17 protein-coding genes and 2 pseudogenes are annotated in these 24,093 nt (G+C 42.7%); 8 read left to right on the plus strand and 11 right to left on the minus strand.

All coding sequences use genetic code 11. From position 1 onward, the window contains the following. Positions 1-241: 241 nt before the first annotated feature. Entirely contained in the window at positions 242-1,558 is a 1,317-nt protein-coding gene (locus tag V7K21_RS03445) for a hypothetical protein (RefSeq protein ID WP_335171552.1), read from the minus strand. An 854-nt stretch (positions 1,559-2,412) separates the two neighbouring features. Here V7K21_RS03445 and fmt point away from each other — a divergent pair. Continuing rightward, the gene (fmt, locus tag V7K21_RS03450; RefSeq protein WP_335171554.1) at positions 2,413-3,417 is read left to right on the plus strand and encodes a methionyl-tRNA formyltransferase; all 1,005 of its coding nucleotides are present in this window, start codon (positions 2,413-2,415) and stop codon (positions 3,415-3,417) included. A gap of 97 nt (positions 3,418-3,514) precedes the next feature. Here the strand turns inward: fmt and V7K21_RS03455 are convergent, their stop codons facing one another. After that, positions 3,515-3,877 carry a DUF6464 family protein gene (locus V7K21_RS03455; protein ID WP_335171556.1) on the minus strand — a complete coding sequence of 121 codons (363 nt, stop codon included), beginning with the start codon at positions 3,875-3,877 and terminating at the stop codon, positions 3,515-3,517. Positions 3,878-3,984: 107 nt separating this feature from the next. Further along, complete coding sequence (locus V7K21_RS03460; RefSeq protein ID WP_335171558.1) at positions 3,985-5,496, minus strand: hydroxysqualene dehydroxylase; 1,512 nt, start codon at positions 5,494-5,496, stop codon at positions 3,985-3,987. A 277-nt stretch (positions 5,497-5,773) separates the two neighbouring features. Here V7K21_RS03460 and V7K21_RS03465 point away from each other — a divergent pair, with 277 nt between their 5' ends. The 4 genes from V7K21_RS03465 (at position 5,774) to V7K21_RS03480 (ending at position 10,329) form a co-directional block, all read left to right on the plus strand. Further along, complete coding sequence (locus V7K21_RS03465; protein ID WP_335171560.1) at positions 5,774-6,676, plus strand: class I SAM-dependent methyltransferase; 903 nt, start codon at positions 5,774-5,776, stop codon at positions 6,674-6,676. Positions 6,677-6,999: 323 nt separating this feature from the next. Next, positions 7,000-8,820 carry a molybdate ABC transporter permease subunit gene (gene modB / locus V7K21_RS03470; RefSeq protein WP_335171562.1) on the plus strand — a complete coding sequence of 607 codons (1,821 nt, stop codon included), beginning with the start codon at positions 7,000-7,002 and terminating at the stop codon, positions 8,818-8,820. Positions 8,821-9,018: 198 nt separating this feature from the next. Beyond that, positions 9,019-9,633, plus strand: a complete 615-nt coding sequence (locus tag V7K21_RS03475) for a Uma2 family endonuclease (protein WP_335171564.1) — start codon at positions 9,019-9,021, stop codon at positions 9,631-9,633. 93 nt (positions 9,634-9,726) lie between these two features. Beyond that, positions 9,727-10,329: a hypothetical protein gene (locus V7K21_RS03480; protein WP_335171566.1), complete on the plus strand. Its 603-nt coding sequence runs from the start codon at positions 9,727-9,729 to the stop codon at positions 10,327-10,329. Between the two features lie 500 nt (positions 10,330-10,829). Here the strand turns inward: V7K21_RS03480 and V7K21_RS03485 are convergent. From V7K21_RS03485 to V7K21_RS03495, 3 genes and pseudogenes are all read right to left on the minus strand, one after another. Beyond that, positions 10,830-11,006, minus strand: a pseudogene (locus V7K21_RS03485) (four-helix bundle copper-binding protein); the annotation flags it as partial. Positions 11,007-11,040: 34 nt separating this feature from the next. After that, positions 11,041-12,051: a pyridoxal phosphate-dependent aminotransferase gene (locus V7K21_RS03490; protein ID WP_335171568.1), complete on the minus strand. Its 1,011-nt coding sequence runs from the start codon at positions 12,049-12,051 to the stop codon at positions 11,041-11,043. Beyond that, complete coding sequence (locus V7K21_RS03495) at positions 12,008-12,229, minus strand: hypothetical protein (RefSeq protein ID WP_335171570.1); 222 nt, start codon at positions 12,227-12,229, stop codon at positions 12,008-12,010. Before V7K21_RS03495 ends, V7K21_RS03490 begins: the two co-directional genes overlap by 44 nt. 186 nt (positions 12,230-12,415) lie before the next feature. Here V7K21_RS03495 and V7K21_RS03500 point away from each other — a divergent pair, with 186 nt between their 5' ends. Continuing rightward, positions 12,416-13,015, plus strand: a complete 600-nt coding sequence (locus V7K21_RS03500; RefSeq protein ID WP_335171572.1) for an MBL fold metallo-hydrolase — start codon at positions 12,416-12,418, stop codon at positions 13,013-13,015. Between the two features lie 389 nt (positions 13,016-13,404). Here the strand turns inward: V7K21_RS03500 and V7K21_RS03505 are convergent. Continuing rightward, a pseudogene (locus V7K21_RS03505) lies at positions 13,405-13,530 on the minus strand (IS1 family transposase); the annotation flags it as partial. Positions 13,531-13,744: 214 nt separating this feature from the next. Between V7K21_RS03505 and ribD the strand changes: the two are divergent. Continuing rightward, the gene (gene ribD, locus V7K21_RS03510) at positions 13,745-14,959 is read left to right on the plus strand and encodes a bifunctional diaminohydroxyphosphoribosylaminopyrimidine deaminase/5-amino-6-(5-phosphoribosylamino)uracil reductase RibD (protein ID WP_335171574.1); all 1,215 of its coding nucleotides are present in this window, start codon (positions 13,745-13,747) and stop codon (positions 14,957-14,959) included. A 42-nt stretch (positions 14,960-15,001) separates the two neighbouring features. Here ribD and V7K21_RS03515 read toward each other — a convergent pair whose 3' ends face one another. From V7K21_RS03515 to V7K21_RS03530, 4 genes are all read right to left on the minus strand, one after another. Then, complete coding sequence (locus V7K21_RS03515; RefSeq protein WP_163937100.1) at positions 15,002-15,220, minus strand: hypothetical protein; 219 nt, start codon at positions 15,218-15,220, stop codon at positions 15,002-15,004. A gap of 787 nt (positions 15,221-16,007) precedes the next feature. Beyond that, positions 16,008-17,060 (minus strand): aldo/keto reductase, encoded by a 1,053-nt coding sequence (locus V7K21_RS03520; RefSeq protein WP_335171576.1) that lies wholly within the window; start codon positions 17,058-17,060, stop codon positions 16,008-16,010. A gap of 254 nt (positions 17,061-17,314) precedes the next feature. Continuing rightward, complete coding sequence (locus V7K21_RS03525; protein ID WP_335171578.1) at positions 17,315-19,195, minus strand: protein kinase domain-containing protein; 1,881 nt, start codon at positions 19,193-19,195, stop codon at positions 17,315-17,317. Positions 19,196-19,974: 779 nt separating this feature from the next. Further along, positions 19,975-21,036 carry a hypothetical protein gene (locus V7K21_RS03530; RefSeq protein WP_335171580.1) on the minus strand — a complete coding sequence of 354 codons (1,062 nt, stop codon included), beginning with the start codon at positions 21,034-21,036 and terminating at the stop codon, positions 19,975-19,977. Positions 21,037-21,839: 803 nt separating this feature from the next. Between V7K21_RS03530 and V7K21_RS03535 the strand changes: the two genes are divergently transcribed. Then, a complete protein-coding gene (locus tag V7K21_RS03535; RefSeq protein WP_335171582.1) occupies positions 21,840-23,768 on the plus strand; it encodes an alpha-amylase family glycosyl hydrolase in 1,929 nt (642 codons plus the stop codon). The last annotated feature ends 325 nt before the right edge of the window (positions 23,769-24,093 follow it).

Raw genomic sequence — 24,093 nt, forward strand, 5'->3', positions numbered from 1 at the left:
TACAAAATTATTTTCTTTTCTCAACCAAGATTTCTTAACTGTTTTTGATAGTTTTGAAAGCGAAAAATATTTTTTACCAAGGTATGCGGTTTTGTTGATATTTTCCTCTGTAAAAGGGGGAGTCAAAGAACCAAAAATCCTCCTACTTTTTGTGTAAATAAACTATTAGTATTTCTCCTCTTAAAAAAATCTCCCGTTGTCAGCAGTGACGACAACGGGAGCATATAAGATTTTTTATAAACTATCGGTAGGCCACTTGTGGTTCTGCCCAAATTTCTGTAACCTTTTTACCAAAAGTAATTGGCTGATCATCGTTTGTTGTAGTGACAGTTTTACCATCATTAGCAACTTGCATTAATGGCCAGTTTTCCTCGCCCAATTCACCCGCACGAAATAGCACATGATCTGGTTGGCTTTTACTCCAGCCTAACAATACTGCAATTTTTTCATGTTCTTCCTGATTAATAGGAGAAACCGTATTAGCGTGATTTTTTTGCCGATCCCAAATCACAGCACTATCTGTGGAATCACCTGTGTTAAATATACCTTCAAACTTGCGAGCTAAGAAGCGATCGCCTTTTTCTGACCAACTAACTGGAACTAATACCCCAATTTGACCATTCGGATCACTTTCTTCTGACGACGCTGCCTTTACAGCTTTTACCTTTAATAAAGGATCACTAACAGGAGTAGTTGAAGCCATCACCCACAACTTCTTAGTTTGCATATCTTGGACAAACAGAACGCTGGTAACACGGCTGTTGTACATTTGGGGTTTTACCTCCAGTTGTACCCGGCTATAAACAGCATATTTACCATCTGGAGAAACCACGGGTACGCTGCGGTAGTGACGCACTCCCGAACCACCTTTAGAACTAATTGCTTCTTGAGTGGCTGTAATCCATTTCCAAGGAATAGGGTGAGGACTACCTATAGGATCTACTTGTTCTGCTTGGGACTCCTCAACTGGTTCAACAACAGGTATTTCCGTCGTTGTGCTTGGTTGTGCTTTAAGAGTTGGTGCAACTTGAGTTGCTGTCAATGATTCAGTAAAAGACTTTTCTCTAGAGAGATAATTTTCTTTTCCTTTCAAAGACTTGATATTAGCAGCTTTGAGTTTTCGGATTAAATTAAGTTGACTAACAGGAACATCTGTTAAGGGTGCGAGTTCAACTGCTGCCAAACTATCAGGAACAGTTAAATCACTGTTTGAGAGAGAACTATCTACTTGAGCCAGAGACTCAATTTTATCCGCTGGTAATACTTGCAGTTCCTGAACAGCAGTACTTTGTGTTGGCACAGAGTCAAATTCTTTTGTTAAAGAGTTGATTTGATCTGTTTTTAATATTTTAGCTTTCTCAGGTTCCTCAACTACAGCTATTTTCTTTGATACAGAGTCAGAATTTCCAGTTATCTGTGTTAGTTTAGCTACTTCGGATCTGGCTGGGGTCGAGTTACTTGACGCCGCTAGCAAAGGTGCAATCAGTATCACAACGACAACGTAATTCAGAAATGGTTGTACGCGGAACCATCCTGATAGCAAAAGGGGTTTAAGCATTTGTAGACTCTCTAAAGGGGCGGTTGCTATGTGAGAAGCAATACCTATGCAGCAATGGGGCAGGCGGTAATTATATGTATAACAAGAAACTAAAAGCTTTGACGAAATATTTTCTTCAAAGTTTGTAGAGTTTTACAAAAATTAAGTATCATTGTTTACACCTTTTTTACTCAGGTAGTAGTTTTTTTGGCAAAAATATGTGAGTATAGTAAATATGCTGAAAACTCAGTAATTACTACACGATATATGTTGCACTTCCTATACCCAACCACACCAAAAACAGGTATTGGTTAAGGGATATTCCGGGTATAGTTTAGGCGATGACGCTGGCAATTAAGAATGAGATAACTCGGCTATTGGGGATCATAATAGCGATCGCTATTACGCAGCAAATAAGCCAGCCTACACACTAAATATAACAGCGCAAACCCTGATAAGGGGAAACATGAGGCGTTAGTTAAAACCTGGGAAAGCCGACGCATAATACATCATACTCAGAAAATACTGCTGTCAGCAACCCAAAGTTATAAATTGCAATCTCAACTACAAAAATAGTTAAAACAAGCAATAGTTTTTTAGAAACTCAACTCTATTTAACGCCAATTTGGGAAAAATAATCGGGAACACAAGAAAATTTACTCGGTAGATGCTCTAGCGGCTCGTGACGATACACCACTAAACGATAAGGCTCACTAAAGGCAGATGCAGATCATACTAGCTGTTACACTTGTTAACTTAACTATTAAGTTAAATCTTGCAGCCTTTGGTTTCATCAATACGAAAATATTCTATCACCAAACAGCCGATATTATTTACCATTAATTAATGGCTAACGATTAACAACTAAATTATTAATGAAAATTGTATTCTTTGGTACACCACAGTTTGCTGTGCCCACGTTGGAAAAGTTATTAAATCATTCAGAATTTGACGTGTTGGCGGTTGTCACCCAACCAGATAAACGCCGGGAACGCGGAAATAAACTTACGCCAACACCTGTAAAAGCGATCGCTATTGCTCACAACTTACCAGTATGGCAACCCGAACGGGTAAAAAAAGACACTGAAACCTTAACCCAACTCAAACAATTAGACGCAGATGTGTTTGTTGTTGTTGCATACGGACAGATATTATCGTCAAAAATCCTAAATATACCAAAGTTGGGCTGCATTAATGTGCACGGCTCGATTTTACCCAAATATCGTGGTGCAGCGCCGATTCAATGGTGTTTATATAACGGTGAGAGGGAAACGGGGATCACAACTATGTTGATGGATGTGGGGATGGATACTGGGGCAATGCTACAAATAGCCACTACACCGATAGGATTACTGGATAATGCCCAAGATTTAGCCGAAAGACTAGCTGTGATCGGTGGGGATCTGTTGGTGGAAACTCTGTTGAAGTTGGAACGTCAGGAAATTCAACCAATTCCCCAAGATAATTTAGCAGCTACTTATGCACCTCTGATTCAAAAACCAGATTATGCTTTGGATTGGTCAAAAAGCGCTATCCAATTACACAATCAAATCAAAGGCTTTTACCCTAACTGCACTGCTAGCTTCCGTAACAACCTGTTGAAAATCACCGCTTCTGCTCCCCTTGCTTCTGTAAGCGATCGCGAGCTACCACCAGAATTACAAGAATTAGTTCATAAATTGCCTGATTTGTCAAATATATCAGACAGACCGGGAGTTGTAGTGAGCATTGTCAAAGGAATTGGGGCGATCGTCCAAACTGGGGAAGGTTTGTTGCTGTTGCGAGAGGTTCAGCTAGCTGGTAAACGTCCCCAGTCGGGATGGGATTTTGTTAATGGTACCCGCTTAACTGTGGGAGAAGTTTTTGGTGCGGGGAGTTGAGGGGTTGCAAATTTTAGATTTTAGGTTGCACCTTTGGTGCACTAGAAGCGCAACTTGGATTTTGGATTAAAAAAAATCTAAAATCTAAAATCTAAAATTAAATGACTCCTAACTTTTCATAAAAGCGGCAAGATTGGCAAGGCCCGTCTGGGTTGACTGCACAGCGAATAATTTCTGAATGAGCATTGTAGCAGCAGGTGGCATCACCAATTACCCAACGTCCCTCAACCAAACTTTTCTCAGATGGTCGTTTAGCCGACTGCACGTAAATGGCAATATTATGCAAACGATATCGCCCAGCTTTAAGTTGGTATCGATGGCGACGCTCTAAAACTGCATAGGTTTTACCTTGAAAATCGAGATAGTTTCCGGGTTGGGGTGTCCAATCAAGTTGCACTCTACCGAGGGACTCACGCGGGTGCGTCAGAATCACTTCGGTTTGTAAAGAGTCTGGCTCCATAAGCTTATGTGATTTGATTTACATTATAAGGATGGTATCGCAATAGCTTTCTTTAGCTTACCGAATTTAGATTACAATTAATGATTCACTCTTCGCGCCCCTAAGGATTACGGCAACCAAAAGTCAGGTAGGATAGATTTGCCCAAGTTACGCAAAGTTTGGTTGAGCGATCGCCCCACTTGTATATGCACTTCATCCTCTTCCACAGCTAAAATCTCAGATGGCTGACCTTCTCCCAAATAAGACACCACCAAATTCGCCGCCTCTAAACCAGTAACATAAGCTTTTTCCTGTGACCAGGAACCATGACGGTTTACAATCCAATCCCCACTCATAAACACATTCTCAAAACTTGTCTTAGCGGGCAACATATAACGATAGCTACCAGGTGCAAAGTGAGTCACCGCTTGAGGTAGCCGAATTACACTGCTATCAATAATCTTTGCTTCCCGAAACGCTGGCACACAAGTTGCTAAATAACCCTGAACTATTGGTAAAATCTCCTCATCGCTCAAACTGAGAAACTGATTTGCATGATAAAAATCAGCTTCAATTACTGTTCCCGGCTCATTTTGATATTCATCATATAGAGCATTCAAATCAAAAAATGTCCAACCTGTAATTGTGTCGAATCCAAAACAAGCATTAGAAGGACGAGGAATATCAATTTTGCGGTCAAACCATAGTCGCGTTGCTAAAACATCAATTGCTCCTAAATTGCTCAAATTACGGAATTCTTCACGGCTTTGTAAACTAGGACTAGTTGAGACAATTTTCTTCATCCCCGTGATCCCAACCGCAAAAATTACGGCATCTGCTTCAATTACTTGATCACCACAAACTACACCCTTTGTTCGATGATTACTATCAACAATTAAGTCTGTAACTCGGCGCTTAGGTAACACTCGCACACCAGCTTTTTCAATCCGTTCTACCCAAGGACGAAATATCTTTTCCCCAACAGTTCCCCGACACCAAACCACATCAAAATCTGGTTGATGAGCCAGAATAAAAAAGTAAAGCATCCCTAAAGTTGCTGCGGCGGAACATTGTTCACCAGGGGCAAACAAGCCCACTAATAACATTGGTTCAAAAGCCTCACGGTAAAGCCGTGCAGAAACGTTAAAGTCTTTGAACAATTCACGGGCAGTTACAAAGTCATAGCGCCGCCAAGCATCATCAGAATTGTCAAAATCAACAACAGCATAAAGTAAAGGCAGGGCGCTAAGGCGGTCAATTAGTGGCAGCCGTTTAAACTGAGTGTAGAGAAAAGTTCCTAGTGGGGAGGGGAGTCGCGGTAAGTCTTGAAAAATCGGTGATTCAACTTCCAAACCTGCTGGCGAATATTGCGAAGAACGAGTCCAAGTAGTAAAAGGATTAATTTCTAATTCATTGATTAGGGAAAAAATATTTTTGTAAGGATACCAAAAGCCATGAATCCCAGCTTCAACAGATTTTCCGGCGGCTGTTTGCCAACCTGCCACCAATCCACCGGGATAGGGGCCTGCTTCTAGAAGGGTCACATTATAGCCTTGTTTTGCCAAATGGTAGGTTGCTCCTAAGCCAGCCCAACCTGCACCTACAACTACCACCCGTTTTTGTTCTGACCCTTCTACCATCCCAGCCTCCGATTGTTGCAGTCCATTAACTAATGTATACGAACTCGTGTTCTGATTAGGCGACGGGTTGCTATTACAGCAGTTTTCCTTTGGATACAATACGCGCTTTGGTAGCCCAGCTGTGCGCCCCTACGATATATATTCCATCGAATTGAAAACAGCTATAAACTTTGAAAAAAGGCTAAGGGGAAGCAGTTCAGTAAAAATCCCTTGCGGTTAATGCTGAGTTAAGAGTATAACAGAAAACAGAACTAACTATTCATAAGGAATAATCCTAATGACTCAATTAGCAAATGTAAAATCCAGTCTGAATGACTTTGAATTACGAGATGGCATTTATTTTCCTAGCGACTATGAACAATTGAATAATACTCAACATAAAAAAACATGGGATGCAATTGGTAAAACATATTATGGTTCCCAAAAAATTGAAAAGGTTGCAGATACATCGCCCATAAAACAAGATTACACTCTGCTAACTGGTACGCCTGGAGGTACTTGGAACAAATTTCCGTTAAATAAATCTGTTGATTCTATTCTGGAGATTGGTTCTGGTTATGGTCGCGCACCTTTACATCTCTCAAAAGCTAAAAATCTGAGATGCAAAAAATATTATGGAATTGATATTTCTGAACCTTTATTGCGGCGGTTAATCAAAGTCAAACAAGAATATAATTTTTTCCCAGAAGCTGAATTTAACTTGATTTGCAATTCTGCTGAAATATTCCCTTTAGAAGATAATTCTATAGATTTGGTAATTTCTAACTGCGTCTTTATGCATATCCCAGATGCACAATTAAGAAATTTGTTGGCTGATGTATTTCGCATACTAAAACCTGGTGGAATTTTTGTTTTCAATCATTCCTTTCACAACAAATCTTGTCCTTCTCACATTATCCACAATTTTATCAGAAGGCTGAACCCATTTGTAAGAAATGCAGTTTATCTCAAGCAATATTCAGCCGCTGAAATTAATGAAATGTTAACGACTGCTGGCATCCAAAAGAAGTGTCCACAATACATTGTCGAACCAACAGAAGAATATGCAATTTTGCCGGAAACTATTAAAGGAATCCCAGTACCATTTGCTAATGCTATCAACAGAAGTCTTAAACCATCAGATGCTTTAAAAGAAACTTTTGCTTATGGTTTTAGTGCCTACAGCACTCAACTAGATTGATTACAACTATTTCCAGGTAAATAGACCCGCTGTAGGGGCACAGCAATACTGTGCCCCTACAACAGATTTTTCAAAAAGCTTACCAGATAGACTTTTTGAAGCTTGATCAACCTTATTGCTCGATAGTGATCTTACCCCTGTTTTGATTTGTGAGAATTGCAAGCCACAGATCCCCGACTTCGTAAAAGTTGTCGGGGATCTTGTTTCTTACGAATGATTCAAAATTGCTATATTTGTAAGGTAATTTACCAACTTTTTCCAACATATTGAAGCTAAAGTTGGTAAATTAGGGATTAGTTGAGCTAATTCTTCCCTACGCAACTATGCCATTGGATTTATCGCCCCTTTGGATATCACTCAAAACTTCATTACTTGCTACATTTATCACTTTCTTCTTGGGTATCGCTGCTGCCTACTGGATGTTGGGATATCGTGGCAAAGGTAAATCGTTGATTGAGGGTATCTTTATTGCGCCCCTAATCTTACCACCCACGGTTGTCGGTTTCTTGTTACTACTATTTTTTGGCAAAAATGGCCCCGTAGGGAAACTTATGCAGGCTTTTGACTTCAGCATTGTCTTTACTTGGTATGGTGCAGCGATCGCAGCTACGGTAGTTTCTTTCCCCCTAATGTATAAAACTGCATTGGGAGCCTTTGAACAAATAGATAGTAATCTGCTGCGAGTAGCTAGAACCCTTGGTGCAACTGAAGCTACAATCTTTTGGCGCATCAGTTTCCCCTTAGCACTACCTGGCATTGTCGCCGCCACAATGCTCGCTTTTGCCCGTGCTTTAGGAGAATTCGGGGCAACGTTGATGCTGGCTGGTAATATTCCCGGACAAACGCAGACAATCCCAATGGCGATTTATTTTGCTGTGGAAGCGGGAGCAATGAATGAGGCTTGGTTTTGGGCGATCGCAATTATGGTGATTTCTCTATCTGGAATTATTGCAGTCAACTTCTGGCAAGAATTGAGGGAAAAGAGGAGGGGAGCAGGGGGCAGGGAGCAGGGGGCAGGGGGAGTAGGGGAAGCAGGGGGAGAAAATCTTTATACTCCGCACACTAGCTTTGAATCTGGTGGATTGTTAGTCAATATTGAAAAAATACTTCCTAGCTTTGATTTAAAAGTTGCTTTCACTACTGATGAGCAACCCTTGGGATTATTAGGAGGTTCTGGAGCAGGTAAGAGCATGATTTTACGCTGCCTTGCGGGGATAGAAACGCCCACAACCGGGCGCATAGTTTTAAATGGTAGAATCCTGTTTGACTCGGAACAAAGAATTAATTTACCCAGCCGCGATCGCCGCATCGGTTTTTTAGTGCAGAATTACGCTCTCTTTCCACACATGAGTGTGGCGCAAAACATCGCTTTCGGCTTGCCTAAAAAACTATCTGCTGGGAGTATTAGGGTGCAGGTAGAGGAGCAACTAATAGCGATGCAGTTGCAGGGATTAGGCGATCGCTATCCGCACCAACTTTCTGGGGGTCAACAACAACGGGTAGCCTTGGCAAGAGCATTGGCAAGTCAACCGGAAGCATTACTTTTAGATGAGCCGTTCTCGGCACTCGATACCCATCTACGTAGCCAATTAGAGGAGCAAATGACAGAAACTCTTGCTGGCTACCAAGGTGTAACTCTATTTGTCACGCATAATATGGAAGAAGCTTATCGGATTTGCCCAAATCTATTGGTATTGGAGCATGGTAGAGCCGTTCATTATGGTAGCAAATATGATATTTTCCAGCATCCTGCTACCGTGAGCGTCGCCCAACTCACCGGATGCAAAAACTTTTCCCGTGCTGTTCTTCAGTCATCACAACACGTAGAAGCGACTGATTGGGGTTGTACTCTCCAAGTGATTGAACCAGTCAAAAGCGAATTATCCCACATCGGCATTCGTGCCCATCAGTTCATTTTTACCAACGACTCATCACAGGAAAATACTTTTCCCTGTTGGGTAGTAGGAACAAGTGAAACGCCCCACCGGATGACGTTGTTTCTCAAACTACATTCTGCTGGCAAGAATTCTCAAGACTATCATTTGCAAGCTGAAGTCTTCAAAGAAAAATGGGCGACTATGAAAGACCAAGCTTTTCCTTGGTATGTGCGTTTAGATCCCCTGCGGTTGATTTTGATGGATTGAACGCAGAGATATTACATCGCAATCCCAATTCCACAAACACAACCAATATGGTGTACTGTCACGCTTCCAAAGTTTGATCCGCTCAACCCAACTTACTATTCTAATTTAAGAGCGCGATCGCGAAGACAAGGGTGTAGAATGTGTTATTTAATAGGATAGGCATCTTTCACTTAAATCCCTATCGTGTAAGAGGTCAAGATGGTACAGACACCCGCCAGTCCAGAAACCGAAACCCTATTGATTGAGTTGCCTAAGACAATCGGGTTGTACGTCACCCAAGAACAGTTTGCAGCCCTAGCAGCAGCCAACCGAGACTTGAGACTGGAAAGAACCGCACGTGGAGAGTTAATTGTGAACCCACCAACGGGCTGGGAAACTGGAGAACGCAATTGGAGTATTTCTGGAGAGTTGTATTTGTGGTGGCGTAATTCGGGCGAACCGGGTAAAGCCTTTGACTCTTCGACTGGCTTCATTTTACCCAATGGTGCGACTCGCTCCCCCGATGCCTCTTGGGTGAGCCAAGAACGTTGGCAAGCAATCACTCCAGAACAAAAAGGAACGTTTGCTAATATCTGCCCGGATTTTGTAGTTGAATTACGCTCTAGCTCAGATAGCCTTAAGTCTCTAGAAGCGAAGATGAAGGAGTACATTGACAATGGCGCTCTGCTGTGCTGGTTAATCGATCCACAGCAGCGACGGGTGGAAATTTATCGACCGGGATTAGCAGTGGAAGTCTTGGAGAATCCGACTGAGTTGTCCGGTGAAGCGGTGTTACTGGGTTTTGTGTTGAATTTGCGTCGGGTGTGGGATTGAAAATTGCATATCTTTTAGATGACATCTGCAATCTGCCAGGGGAGTGTCAAATTTGAGTTCTTTCAAATTGAAAAACGGATTGGAAAAATCCTTATGCCTTATAGTAAATTTACCCTTAGTAAAGCTGTAGACGATTTTCAACTCACTATCATTGAAGGCGATCGCTTTCTGCCTGAGGTAACTCCTGTCACCCCAAGTTCTTTGCTCAGAGATACGCTGAAAGAAACGCTGCCTTGGGCAATCGCAGTGAGTACTGAAAAGGCGCGTTCTGAAGGTATTATCAATCCAGTCTTGTTAGAAGTCAAACGTCAGCTCAAAGGACAAATTAGTGTGTTTTCGGGTGAAGAGTTCACGGTGCAGCCAGAGGTTGATTTGACGGGTTATGTCGATTTTCTGATTAGTCGCTCTCCAGAGCAGTTGTTTATTAAAGCTCCTGCGGTGATTTTAGTGGAAGCAAAGAAAGAAGACCTTAAACCAGCACTGGGACAATGTTTAGCCGAGATGGTGGCAGCTCAACGCTTTAATCAACAGAAGCAGCAGCCGATTTCAACCATCTACGGAACGGTGACGAGTGGTACAGTTTGGCGGTTTCTCAAATTAGTTGGGCAAACTGTTACGATTGATTTGACTGATTATCCACTGCCGCCAGTTGAGCAAATTTTGGGCAAACTGGTTTGGATGGTGCAAAATGGCTGATGCAGGTATCGGGGTTGTCGGGTGAGGAAGTTAGCTCGCGAATTCTGGCGATGTCTCCGAGGTTATCGCACTCTTGGTTGTTGCCACCCCACTTCCCCGATGCAAGAGATTTTTCCTGTTTCTGTTAAAGATAGCGGATTTTTCTATTCGCAATCTGTTTAAGTAATAATAATGCTTTTTTAGGTATTGGTTTAGATTTATATTTACCGAGAATGTTAGAGGCTATCAGCAGTGCCAAGATTGTTTACGATGCGGTGAATGAGCGGTTGTTCTACAATCAAAATGGCATCTTGCCTGGTTATGACAATGGTGGTTAATTAGCTACACTCACTGCTGCATCGGCTTTGACAGCCTCAGATTTTGTGGTGCAAGTGTAGTTCCACAAAAGTGTGAGCAATGCTAATTCTTTGATTAGTTAAGTCTTGACTTCAAGGCCCAGACCCAAAGAGTCTGAGCGCTTGAATATTAGGTTGCAGATAAACTTCTGCTAAGTAGGGGAATTATGCAGGCATCATGTGCATACTTCTGCAAGACTCTGCACACTTACGGCAAGCAGCAGCACATTCCATCATTTTCGCGTCATTGCTCATCATCTCACACGCAATTGCAGTGCGATCGCACATTTTTGCACACAGCATACAAGTGCGTCCCATGAATTCAGAATCGCTCATCATAACGAACCGCAGAGAGCGCAGAGAGAAGAAATTAGTGTTAGGATGTGGGTTGTATATTTGATTGTAGTTTGAGTAAGTGATCGCTCGCTTTTTGTAATGTCTCAGGTCTTTTGCTGAAGCAAAATCTGATCAATGAATGTCCTTTTTCTGGTTGGCTGAAAAAGCTAGAACCAGGAACTACAGCAACACCAATATTTTTAATTAGATGATAAGTAAATTCAACATCAGTTTTGTAACCAAATTTGGAAATATCTGCAAGAACGTAATAAGCTCCTTTGGGAACGAAATAGGGAATGCCAACCTGATCTAGAATCTGTAAAATGCTGTCTCGCTTCTGGTGATAAAGTTTGGCTAGTTCTTGATAATAGGATGCTGGCAGTTGCATGGCGGCAACTCCGGCTCGTTGCAATGGTGCAGGAGCGCCAACGGTCAAAAAGTCATGGACTTTGCGAATCGCTCCCGTTAATTCGGGGCTTGCCAAAATGTAGCCGACTCGCCATCCAGTGACGCTGTAAGTTTTGGATAGACCGTTAATGGTAACAGTGCGTTCTTCCATTCCGGGAAGGGTCCCTAAGGCAATATGTTGAGTGCCATCATAGAGAATATGTTCGTAAATTTCGTCTGTGAACGCTAACACATCCCACTTTTGACAAAGTTCAGCAATTAGGGTGAGTTCTTCACGGGTGAAGACTTTACCTGTGGGGTTGTGGGGTGTGTTGATAATAACAGCTTTGGTATTGGCATTGAAAGCTTGACGCAACTGTGCTTCATCAAATGTCCAATCGGGGGGATGCAGTGTCACGTACCGGGGTTTAGCACCAGCTAAAATCGCATCGGGACCGTAGTTTTCGTAATACGGCTCAAATACAATCACTTCATCCCCAGGATCGACTGTCGCTAGCATCACAGCTGCCATTGCTTCTGTGGAACCGCAGGTAACGGTGATTTGGGTTTCGGGATCGATATCTAAGCCGAGATACCAACGAACTTTGTTGGCGATCGCATTACTTGGGGCGATCGCCCCAAGTAATGGCATACTGGTTGACATCTGCCTCTATTGCCTCATAAGCTGCCTGTTTCAACTCCAAAGGACAAGGAAAATCAGGGAACCCCTGAGCCAGATTCACTGCATCATGTTGCAATGCCACCCGCGTCATTTCCCGAATCACCGACTCTGTAAACAGTTCTGCCTTCGCTGATATTTTTTGGCGCACAATCTCGCTCACCCCTATACCTCCATTGATCTCTATTGCCGTTATCCGGGAATTTCTGTAAACAAAAAAATTCCTAATATCGATAGATTTATCGTACTATACTCAAATTCCAGATCCAGAGAGAATGCAACCTTATAATCTATATACTTAATTATTGATACTAATAGTCAATTACTGAAGTACTGAGCCAGAATCATCATGAAATCTTTGCACCGTCCCGATCTTTATAGCTGGTCTAATTTCAATCCGGCAAGAAATATTGATTTCAATGGGATTGCCTGGATTCGCCCAGATGGCAACATCTTGATTGACCCAGTAGCCCTATCAAACCATGATTGGAATCATCTGAAATCCCTCGGTGGTGTAGTTTGGATTGTGCTGACAAATTCCGAGCATGTCAGGGCAAGTAAAGAAATTGCAGATCAAACTTATGCTAAGATAGCTGGCCCTCTGGCAGAAAAAGGCACTTTCCCCATAGCTTGCGATCGCTGGCTGTCTGATGGAGAAGAATTTGTACCAGGACTTAAGGTGATTGAACTCCAAGGCTCGAAAACTCCCGGTGAATTGGCTCTGTTACTGGAGGAGACGACTTTGATTACAGGAGATTTAGTCAGGGCACGCAAAGCAGGTAGCTTAACTATATTGCCAGATGACAAGCTGCTGAATCGAGAGAAGGCTGTTGCTTCTGTTCGCAGGCTGGCTCAACTGAGTCGGATAGAAGCAGTGCTGGTGGGGGATGGTTGGCCCGTCTTCCGCGATGGAAGCGATCGCTTACAAGAACTTGCAGCGACGCTGTAAATGGGTGGGGGCGATCATCGGTTTAAATGTTGGGGAAGTTGAGGCAATATTTTCTGCCTAAGGGACTGTTGCTAAAACTTCTCCAATTATTTAGAGAATGCCTGGTTTGATTGATAGAACTAAATTATGTTGATTGTTGCTTCTAAGTATTTTTGCTCCTAATACTGGAAAATTGAGAAATAAAAGCGACAATTTTTCTAAAAATAGTGATAATTTACACAAATTAAATGAGAGTTCATATTTATAAAGATTGGACTTTTATAGAAGCAACTAAGGCATCTTGGACATCCAAAGGTGGAGGTATCTAAGGAGAAGAGGCTGAGGCTACCCTATCCGTTGTCGCAACTGGCATTAATAACTTGACTGGCGTTGCATAAATGCGGGATGAATTAGTGAAATACAGGTATTTCTTTATACTTAAAATCATGAAGTAATAATCTAATTGAATATTTAAGCATATCTACTGATTTGGAATAGCATAATGTTTTTCGATGTAGGCGTGCCAGATAAGCACAGATATCTGTGCTACCCAATAGAAGATTGTGGTTCAAATAAATGAAAAAGGCTACAAAAAGAATTGTAATCTGAATATTACAGGCTGATGCAAGTTAAGACAGTTAATAATAGCACCTGAATTTGACTCTGTTTAATTATCAGGAGCAAAGCGCGATTCTCCTGTGAAAAGGCTGCGCGATCGCGTGCAGAATATTTACAGTGTTGCCTAAAATTATGGATAATTCCCCAGTGGTCGCTCAAGCAGATGCATCTTTACCAAATTACACTCAGGAAAATATACATTTAGTGGAGTCAGCAGTTGGATTGAATTCACCACCGCAGGAAAAGGTAGGAACTGACTTTGACTCTCGCATGATGCTGCGGTGTTTGGAACTTGCTCGCCGCGCTTTAGGACGGACTTCACCAAATCCGTTAGTCGGAGCGGTGATTGTCAAGGATGGCGAGATTGTCGGCGAAGGATTTCATCCTCGTGCAGGTGAGCCTCATGCAGAAGTGTTTGCCTTGCAAGCAGCAGGCGATCGCTCTCGTGGTGCAACAATCTATGTTAGCCTTGAACCTTGCAATCACTACGGACGGACTCCCCCTTGTTCGGAAGGCTTGATCCAAGCAGGGGTGGCAAAAGTAGTAGTGGGTATGGTTGATCCCAATCCATTGGTAGCTGGAGGTGGGATTGCCCGTTTACGTGCGGCGGGGATCGAAGTGTTGGTAGGAGTAGAAGAAGAAGCTTGTTATCAGCTAAATGAAGCTTTTGTGCATCGCATTCTCTACAAACGACCTTTGGGAATTTTAAAATATGCCATGACTTTAGATGGCAAAATTGCTACTACCTCTGGTCACAGCGCCTGGGTGACAAGCCAAGAAGCCCGTACTGAAGTACATCAACTGCGGGCGGCAAGTGATGCAATAATTGTCGGCGGGAATACAGTCCGACAGGATGATCCTTATTTAACCAGCCATCAGGTGGAGGCACATAATCCCCTGCGAGTGGTGATGAGTCGCCATCTCAACTTACCGGAAAATGCCCATCTGTGGGAAACTGCGGATGCTCCAACTTTGGTGTTGACAGAGGAGGGTGCTAACCCCGATTTTCAAGAACTGTTGCGAAAACTTGGGGTGGAGGTGGTGGAATTAACATCACTTACACCAGATAAAGCTATGGCGTACTTATATGAGCGCGGTTTTTGTAGCGTGTTGTGGGAATGTGGTGGGACTTTAGCTGCTAGTGCGATCGCTCAAGGAGCAGTGCAAAAAGTTCTAGCATTTATCGCCCCGAAAATTATTGGTGGTAGTACTGCTCCCACACCTGTGGGCGATTTAGGTTTTACTACCATGACTGAGGCGTTGTCTCTAGAACGTGTTCGTTGGCGTGTAGTAGGCTCTGACTGCTTAGTGGAAGGTTATTTTCCTCAAAAAGCCAATAGTCAATAGTAATAACACTTGACTATCAATTAATTCATCGTGATTTTGCTATCATGAACACTGACGTTCATGAGCAATATCACGGATAAGGGCTAGCCGAGATTGAATGTAGTGGCACAGAAAATCAGTTTCGTTAGAATCTAACAACACTTGCGTTTCGGTTTGTTTCACTAACCACTGCACCAAGCTAGCATCATCCAGTTGCAAGAGGAGCTTGGCTTGGGCAGTTTCAACCACTGACCAAAGCTGACGCATAATCGTAGGAGTCATCAAACCTCAATTGAATAATTAGCTTTGTTGTTTTCAGATTACACAATTTTGATCGCACTTGACGACATAAATGTAGAAGCTGAGACAAGTATTATCAAAAACTTAATAATGGTATTTATAACTTTATGAAGATTAAGAATTTAAAACTCAGTTTTAAAAATGGGGATTGGGGATTGAGGCGTAGGAGAGAGATATTTTCATGGATTTAGTCGCAAATCCAAGAAAACAAATCCACTAAATTCTAAAAACTGGTTTTTTGTGTTTGGGAAGACCGAAATTATGTTGATTGTAGCCCAATAAAGCTAGTTTTTTCAGGACTATATTGAATACTAAATCTGTCTTATAGAATACAAAGCTCTGCGATCGCCATTTTACTGTCAAATAACACATTCCGATTCATCCTACTTTCCTAATCCAAAATTACTTCTTCTGCTGTTGAGCCACGATCTTTGATGCAATGAAGGCTGCATCCTCTCCAACGCCCAACAGAAGGCCAGACTTCACGGTGTGCAGCCAGGGTAGACCTAGTAAGTAAAGTCCCGGATAATTTGTGAGACCACGCTTGTGAATCGGATAGCCATCACTATCCAAGACCGACAAGTGAACTAAGCTGAAATCGAACTTGTAGCCCATAGCCCAAATCACGCTAGTGACACCGATTTGAGGCAATAAAGCCTGTCGAAACGATAAAATTTGTAGACGATTACTGTGAATGGTATAGTAAGCTGTTTTCTACTCCACTAATAGCGTAGCTAGAATTTTCTGCAACACAACCGATTACATTGCGTTAGGTGTTCGTGACCAGTTGGCGAGGATTATCAATTGCCTCATACATGCCGCTAAACGAGTTACCGCGCACCAAGTCACTCTTTAAAAAGTCATGGGGGAAACCCAGTTCGATCTGACTGACTCGATTTAACTGCTGCAACTGCTCTGGCGATAACGTTACTTCCAAGCACTTCAGGTTATCTTGCAGTTGTTCTAGCTTGCGCGCACCCAAAATCGGAATGATTTGTGGACTCTGGGCACGAATCCAGGCGAGCGCAATTTGAGCAGACGAGCGTCCCAACTCTTGAGCAATTTCTCCAACGGTTTGAGCAATATTCAAACTGCGTTCTGGAATTTCTAAGCCACGTGAGGTAGATTGCCCGTTGCCATTCGATTGGCTATATTTTCCCGACAGCACACCTCCCGCCAACGGTGACCACGGTGTGACTGCCAGATCGAAGGCGTTTGCCATTGGTAACAAATCGCGTTCTGGCGTGCGTTCGATTAAGCTGTACTCAATTTGCAGTGCGATAAATTGCGTCCAGCCATTGCATCGAGCTAACGTATTCGCTTCTGACACAATCCACGCAGGCGTATCGGACACGCCAATGTAAAGCACTTTACCTTGCCGCACCATATCATCAAACGTTCGCATCACTTCTTCAACGGGAGTGGTGAAGTCCCATGCGTGCAGCCACAGCACATCGATATAATCTGTGTTCAAGCGCCTCAAACTGCCTTCAAGCGATTGCATAAGATTCTTGCGATGGTTGCCGCTGCCATTAGGATTTTTGCTGCTATCTTTCATCTGATTCGATAGCGAATACTTGGTGGCAACCACAAAGCGTTCTCGATCTGAAGCAATCAATTCACCAACAATCTTTTCGCTGCTCCCGTTGGTGTATAGGTTTGCTGTGTCGATAAAGTTTCCACCCGCTTCAACAAACGTCTGGAAAATCTGACGGCTTGTGTCTTTGGGCGCACCCCAGCCCCAGTCTTCACCAAAGGTCATCGTGCCGAGACACAGTTCAGACACGCGCAATCCACTCTTGCCAAATAATTTGTACCGCATGTTAGTAATTTCCTCGTTGGGAGTTCCAATGAAATGACCAATAATCCTTTCTGATAAAACAATACCAACTCAACCAATACATCTACCGATTGAGATATTAGTGCATCAGCCTGAGAAACTGATTGATCGCGTTCACAATAGTTTGGCACTCCTGGCGATCGCAGGTAATTAGGGATAAAGAAATTAGTTTGGCTGATGTCAATTCTAGTTGCATAGAGTACTTTAAAGTTTTGAGAACAATGTTTCCCAGGTAACTAACACCTTTTGGCTGTCGATGGACTCACAAAATCATGTAAATCTGCATCCCAAATGCTGATGTAAATAAAATCACATTTTTGGCGGATAATCTGACCTTTAACTGAGCCATTTTGAAAACTAAAATTATCAGACTGGCGCTGTTGTACCTGTTTAAGTCCCTGCTGAATTTCTTCAGTGGCTTGCCCATCTAACATTCCATTCAAGGTAGCCTCCATTACTTGCGGATCTACCGATTGGGCAAAAGCTACCTCAGTTTGACGCAGCACTTTAGAATTACGATCAAATAAGTAGCCAAGGTCAATTTTATTTGGCACTAATTTGTAAACAACAGCACGCGTCTTAGGCCATGCGCCTTTTAAATCTTGATTTGGTTTGCCGAGGGTAGCTTCTACGATATTTCTTGTTGTACCTGTAGGGAATGCAGGGACGCTTTGTCTGCTGGTAGTGGCAGCTAATTTACTCCGGGGCTTGTTTTGTGGTGTGGAACGCACTTCTGGTGTGGGAACTGCGTTTGCATTGCCCGCCTTCTCTACGAGACGCTTCGCGAATGGCATCGCCTCATTCTCCGGTTCTGGCTGTGGTGTGAATACTGCTACTGGGGCTGAAGTATCTGAAGTTACAGGCTTCTTTTTTGGCAGTGGTGTGGATACAACAGGGGGATTAAAAGTTGGCGAAGGATCGGGAATTACTGGCTGTTGTGATGGTGAGATCGGTACAACTGGAACTGGAGAAGTTTGGGAAGAAACAGGTGGTTCGGGAGATGCAGGAGTGGAAGGCAAAGATTCTGGCGATGGGGTGGGACTTGTGGCAATGGTTATTTCTGGTTGTTGCTGACGAGTGATGTTAGCAATTGCGATCGCACCAAGCAAGCCACCTACCAGCAAACTACCAACAATCACAGCAGGTTTTTGCCAGTTTCCACCAGAGGAGGATTCTGCGATCGCCGAATTTTTTTGTGGTGAATATAATGGTTGGATTTGTTGAGTCGATGTCGCAGTGGGAGAAAAAATGACTGTGGAAGTATTTGCAATGAATTCAGGAGGTATATTACTAGCAGATTGCAAGGCATCGAAGATTTTCCTAGCAGTGCTGTAGCGATCGCCAGCATGAGGTTTAATTGCCTGATTGAGTACCGCCGCCAATTGGGAAGAGACGTTAGGGGCGTACTGTTGCCAAAGTATTTCCCCAGTTTTCAAATCAGTTAGTAGTTCTTGCGGGTGTTTGCCAGTCAGCAGATAAATCGCCGTTAAACCTAAGCTGTAGATATCAGTGGCGTAAACTGGGCGACCAACGGCTTGTTCGCTAGGCATATACCCAGGCGTACCAATAACGAGTGATCGCGTGGGATGTCCTGGAGAATTCACTACGGAACGGATTGTTTCTTTGACTGCACCAAAATCAATCAAAACTGGCTTGCTATCAACAGAACGGAGAATAATATTATCTGGCTTGATGTCCCGGTGAATAATGCCTTTGCTGTGGACATAATCCAAGACTGAAAGCAGACTCAAGAGAATTTGCCGAACAGCAGTTTCACTCTCAAATCCTTTGGCTTCGACAATTTTTCTCAGGGTTTGGCCGTGAATCCATTCTTGGACAAGGTAAAATTGCCCGTTCTCAGAAAAGTAGGCGTAGAGTTTGGGAATTTGGTCACTACTTTCACCCAAATACTCCAAGGTTGCTGCTTCCCGTTCAAAGCGCTGTTGGATAAGTTGGTAGGTTTGCGGGTCATTATTGGTTATCGGTTTAAGTTGTTTGATCACACAGCGACGGCGAGATGGCATATGGACATCTTCTGCCAGAAAGGTTTCGCCAAAACCACCAGCGCCGATTACTTGGATAACTCGATAGCGATTGTTTAGCAGGGTTAAAGTCATGAAAAATCACAAGCGTAGACACCGGAGACACTTTGCCTCTGGGCTTGTCGTCAGACATCGCCCTTTCCAAATGTACATCACATGAGTTGATGAGTTATGGACATTGAATTAAGAACGCCATCCGTTCCCAATACCAATTTCCAAAAATCTTGATTATAGATTTCTTCTAGGGGCACGGCAATGCCCATTGATGTCAACTTAACGTAAAACCCTTGTCAAGACATGATCTTGAATTTACTCACTTACCATGACTCTTCGCGTTACCCCATCCCGGTTTTATCTAAAGCCAAAACCGCCCCTCCCCTTACCAAGGGGAGCGGTTAGGGGTGGGGTAAAACGTCTGTTGTGTAAGCGTTTGAGCTTAAGTTGACACCTATGGGTAATGCCGTACGCCTACCAACGTATTTATATCATTATTCAAGTGAAATGGTATGACTTGAAAGTATCTTCCTCTATTTTCGACTCTTTTTTACGGTGACATGTACTAAGTACAGCATTTGATTAATTTGTAGCGAAATAAATCTGGTAATACCCGGTAATACCAATGCGTCGGCTACATTGTTAATGCGTCGGTTTGCATTGTTAATGTGTCGGTTTGTATTGTTAATGCGTCGGTTTGCATTGTTAATGCGTCGGTTTACATTGTTAATGTGTCGGTTCGCATTGTTAATGCGTCGGTTTGCATTGTTAATGCGTCGGTTTGCATTGTTAATGTATCGATTTACATTGTTAATGTATCGATTTACATTAAAAACGCTACACTTTTACGCAAAGCTGTACTAAGTGAACTCTATAGTCTCAACAAACTCTAAAATACTCTCCTTGATGTCTTCCGCCTCTTCTTCAAGGGAATCAGGAGTTTCGCCGTTAATAAAGCTGTGCTGACTACTAACTATATACAAAAATTCACCACTGATAAAGGTGAGCAGTCCCCGGTAAGCGTCTAATCTGATCGCAGTTCCATTATTTTCTTGCTTAGAAATTGTCGAACCTTTGGGCATATCGATTAACACGTAGTAAGCGCCTCGCAAGGTATCTTTCAGATATTCGCTATACTCTACAGAAGCATCTGGTACATTCACAAAAATCGCTTGCGGTACATACTTGTCTACTAAGATTGTTTGTAAATATTCTTCTTGTCCAACAGACTCCAGTTCCTCTAACTGTTCTAGAGGGAAAGGATAATAATCGATTCTCAGCAAAGTACCGATGTCATCAGAAAAGCCAACTACTCCTTCCTGGCTTTGAATTCTACCACCCTGCTGCGGATCAACTGGAATCTGCACAGTAAAGTTACCTAAGGGTGATTGATATGTCTGTTGACTAAAATCTTCTATGAGTACTGTTTCATCTTCGTCGTCTGCATATCCATCGTCTGCATATTCTTCTTCTGTTTCTTTAAAGGCTGCAATTACCTCCTTGATGATTTCCTCTGCTTCTTCATCCTCCAGTTCTAAGGCTGCTTGTAGCTTTTTGAGGTAGGCTTGTTTCGGTTTCGGGATGGCGAGTTCATCGTCTAAAAGCACTATCACCCCAGCTGCAAAACCATCCAGCACTAATTCATCAGACAGAGATACTTTGGCGGTATTAAACAGGGGCCCAATTCCCTCTTCTTCGGCAATGCCTATGAGTCTATCAACTATTTCGGCGATTTCATCTTCTGAATATTCCTCGAAGACCTCGAATTCCCAGAGGATACCCGCTAAACTTTCTGCATCTACATCTTCAATGGATGAATCAGCGATCGCAGTCACAGTTGCGATCGCTGCCACCGCTTCCTCTGGACTTAGTGATTCCTCTGATGTCTTTGGTGAGTTAAAAACCTTGTCATATTTTGTCATAATTGCTACCTAAATTAATTCTTTGATAGTAATAACAGATTGAAAGTGACAATGGTCAGTTTACCAATGGAGCGAATCTTCTAGAGAAAAAGTTGACTAACTAAGTAGGACGGCGTAAATAAAAAGGTTTGTAGTGTTCCCATAGCGTCTCGTAGAGAGGACTAAAGTCCTCTAGTGCGTCCGCTACGCCAGCAAAAAAGGGCTAGAGCCGCTAACCACAAAATCAATTACAATAATTTTACATTGCAAAACACATAGTTTGATTTATTCCTACCGACTTAACTTACGTCGTTTACTCGATATTGCTCAGGGATAACGAAACCTTGTTGAGAGCTAATCTCCAGCGCTAATTAAGCCTTGCTGTAATCAGACTCTACAAAACGCTGACTTCCCATATCATCGGCTCATTAGGGACTTCCAGAAAATAAATTATCCAATTTTCTCAGATAATATTTTTCTTTCTCCCCCTGCACCCTGCACCCTGCCCCCCTGCTTACACAGCGATGGGATATTTTTTTAGTTGGAAGTCCCTTATTTACCGCTGGCCACTTTGACTAAATATTGTAAATTTTTATGATCAAGCAATTACTACTAATAATTGCTATCTATATTGGTTGGTTTTTATTCTCTAACTGATGAATTATATCTATCGATAGAATTAGGAACTAGCTAGCGATAGATACTTACACCCTGGGCCGGATGTCACAATACCGAAATTTGTAGTTACACACAATACTGGAAACGTTGTCCTGTTGGTTCTACAAATGTGAAAACGTGAATTTCATGAAATTTTGAGTTTTTTTATGGTACAAACCCCTCCATCTCAGTTTTCACCAGATCAATACAAAGTTGATTCTGCACACGAAAAAGTACAAGCTATTATAGAAACACCACCATCAGAGACTGAGATTGGCCTAGAGTTTCTTTACACCAGAGATATTGAATTTCGTCAGGAAACCATTTACTTTCTTGTGGTTGATCGCTTTTATGATGGCGATCAAGATAACAGCGAAGGTGCAAACTCAGAACTGTACGATCCAAGTAGACAAGAATGGGGTAAGTACTGGGGTGGTGACTTGCAAGGTGTCATCGATAAATTAGATTATCTCAAAAATATGGGAGTGGCTGCCCTTTGGCTAACTCCACTGTTCGAGCAGGTTGAAGAGTTGTTTGTTGGTAATGCAGCGCTACATGGCTATTGGACAAAAGACTTTAAACGGCTCAATCCTCGCTATATTGCTGACGGAGAGAATCCTTCTTTAAATGCTACCCAAGAAGAAAAAAATACAACCTTTGATCGGTTAATTGCGGAACTGCACAAGCGGAATATGAAGCTAGTGCTAGATATTGTCTGCAACCATAGCACACCTGATACCAGCGGTAGCAAAGGTGAATTATATGATGATGGCGTGAAAATTGCTGACTTCAATGATGATGTCAATAATTGGTATCACCATTATGGTGAAGTGCAAAACTGGGAAGACGATTGGCAAGTGCAGAACTGTGAACTATCTGGTTTAGCAACCTTCAATGAAAACAATACTGAATATCGTGAGTATATCAAGTCAGCCATTAAACAATGGCTAGACCGGGGTGTAGATGCACTGCGGGTGGATACTGTCAAGCATATGCCCATTTGGTTTTGGCAAGAATTCACTGGCGATATGAGCAATCATAAACCAGATGTATTTATTTTTGGTGAATGGATTTACAGTAATCCTACTGACGATCTCTCAGTGGAATTTGTTAACCACTCAGGTATGACACTTCTAGACTTTGGGTTGTGTGTCGCAATTCGAGCCGCACTGGGGCAAGGTTCAGAAATGGGATTCCAAACAATTCAATACATTTTTGACCAAGATTATCGCTATAACGGTGCAGCAGAGTTAGTCACTTTCATCGATAACCATGATATGTGCCGCTTCCAATCGCTGAACCCCGATCCAGCGATGTTGAAGGTTGCGATCGCCTTAATTATGACATCTCGCGGCATTCCCTGCATTTACTACGGTACAGAACAGTATCTGCATAACGACACCGACGGTGGTAACGACCCTTATAACCGCCCGATGATGGAAAATTGGGATACTGAGAGTGAGATTTATCGTTGCATCAGGCTGCTGTCTGGTTTACGGCGACTAAATCCAGCCGTGTCAATGGGTAGTCACTGGCAAAAATATCTCACTCCCGACATTTACTGTTATGTGCGTCGTTATCGTGACTCCATATGTTTTGTCGCTTTAAACCGGGGAGGAGAAGTTACTCTCCCAGAAGTAGAAACAGAATTGCCCGATGGGGAACATACCTGCGTGGTGACTCGCAATAAGTATGAAGTGAAAAATGGCAAGATTTATGACTTAGTACTAGAAGAACGGGGAGTGATTGTTTTCAGCCACGTTGGGGAACGGATAAAAGCACAGACAATTGTGCGCGTCCAACTCAATGGCGTGGATACCCAACCCGGTGAAATCATTGTGGTAACTGGAGATTGCCCAGAGTTGGGTAATTGGGATATCAGCAAAGCATATCCCCTAGAGTACATCAACTCAAATACCTGGTCTGCTGAGATTCCCTTTGATGAAAGTACTGGTAAGCTGATTGCTTATAAATATGCCATGTGGCGGGAAGGGCGATCGCCTCTGCGTGAAAATCTTGTAAATCGTCGCTGGGTAATTGCTAAAGAAGGGACTGTGAAATGGCGTGATACCTGGGCATCGGGAAGAGAATCTTAGAAATTTAAGATAAACAATGAAGTGTGAAGGAGCAAAATTTTCATCCTTCGCACTTCATGTATGTAAATTGATAGCGCTTCTCCTACCCTGCCTTAAAAGGATGTTTTAAAAGGGTTTTTTGCTCTCATAGTTAGTACAGCAAAGCATCTAAGTACATGGCGCAACCTTGATTTTGCCTTGCACTTAACCTCGTGCAGAACTGCAAAATTATACCTTTCGGCACTTTTAAAACATCCTCTAAGCTCGACTTTATCCATTTTTGATTTAATCAAGCAGCGTAAACAGCAATATCTCTCAAACGCTCAAATAAAAGACGAGGGACTTT

It is taken from the genome of Nostoc sp., from assembly GCF_036919595.1.
Lineage (GTDB): Bacteria > Cyanobacteriota > Cyanobacteriia > Cyanobacteriales > Nostocaceae > Nostoc.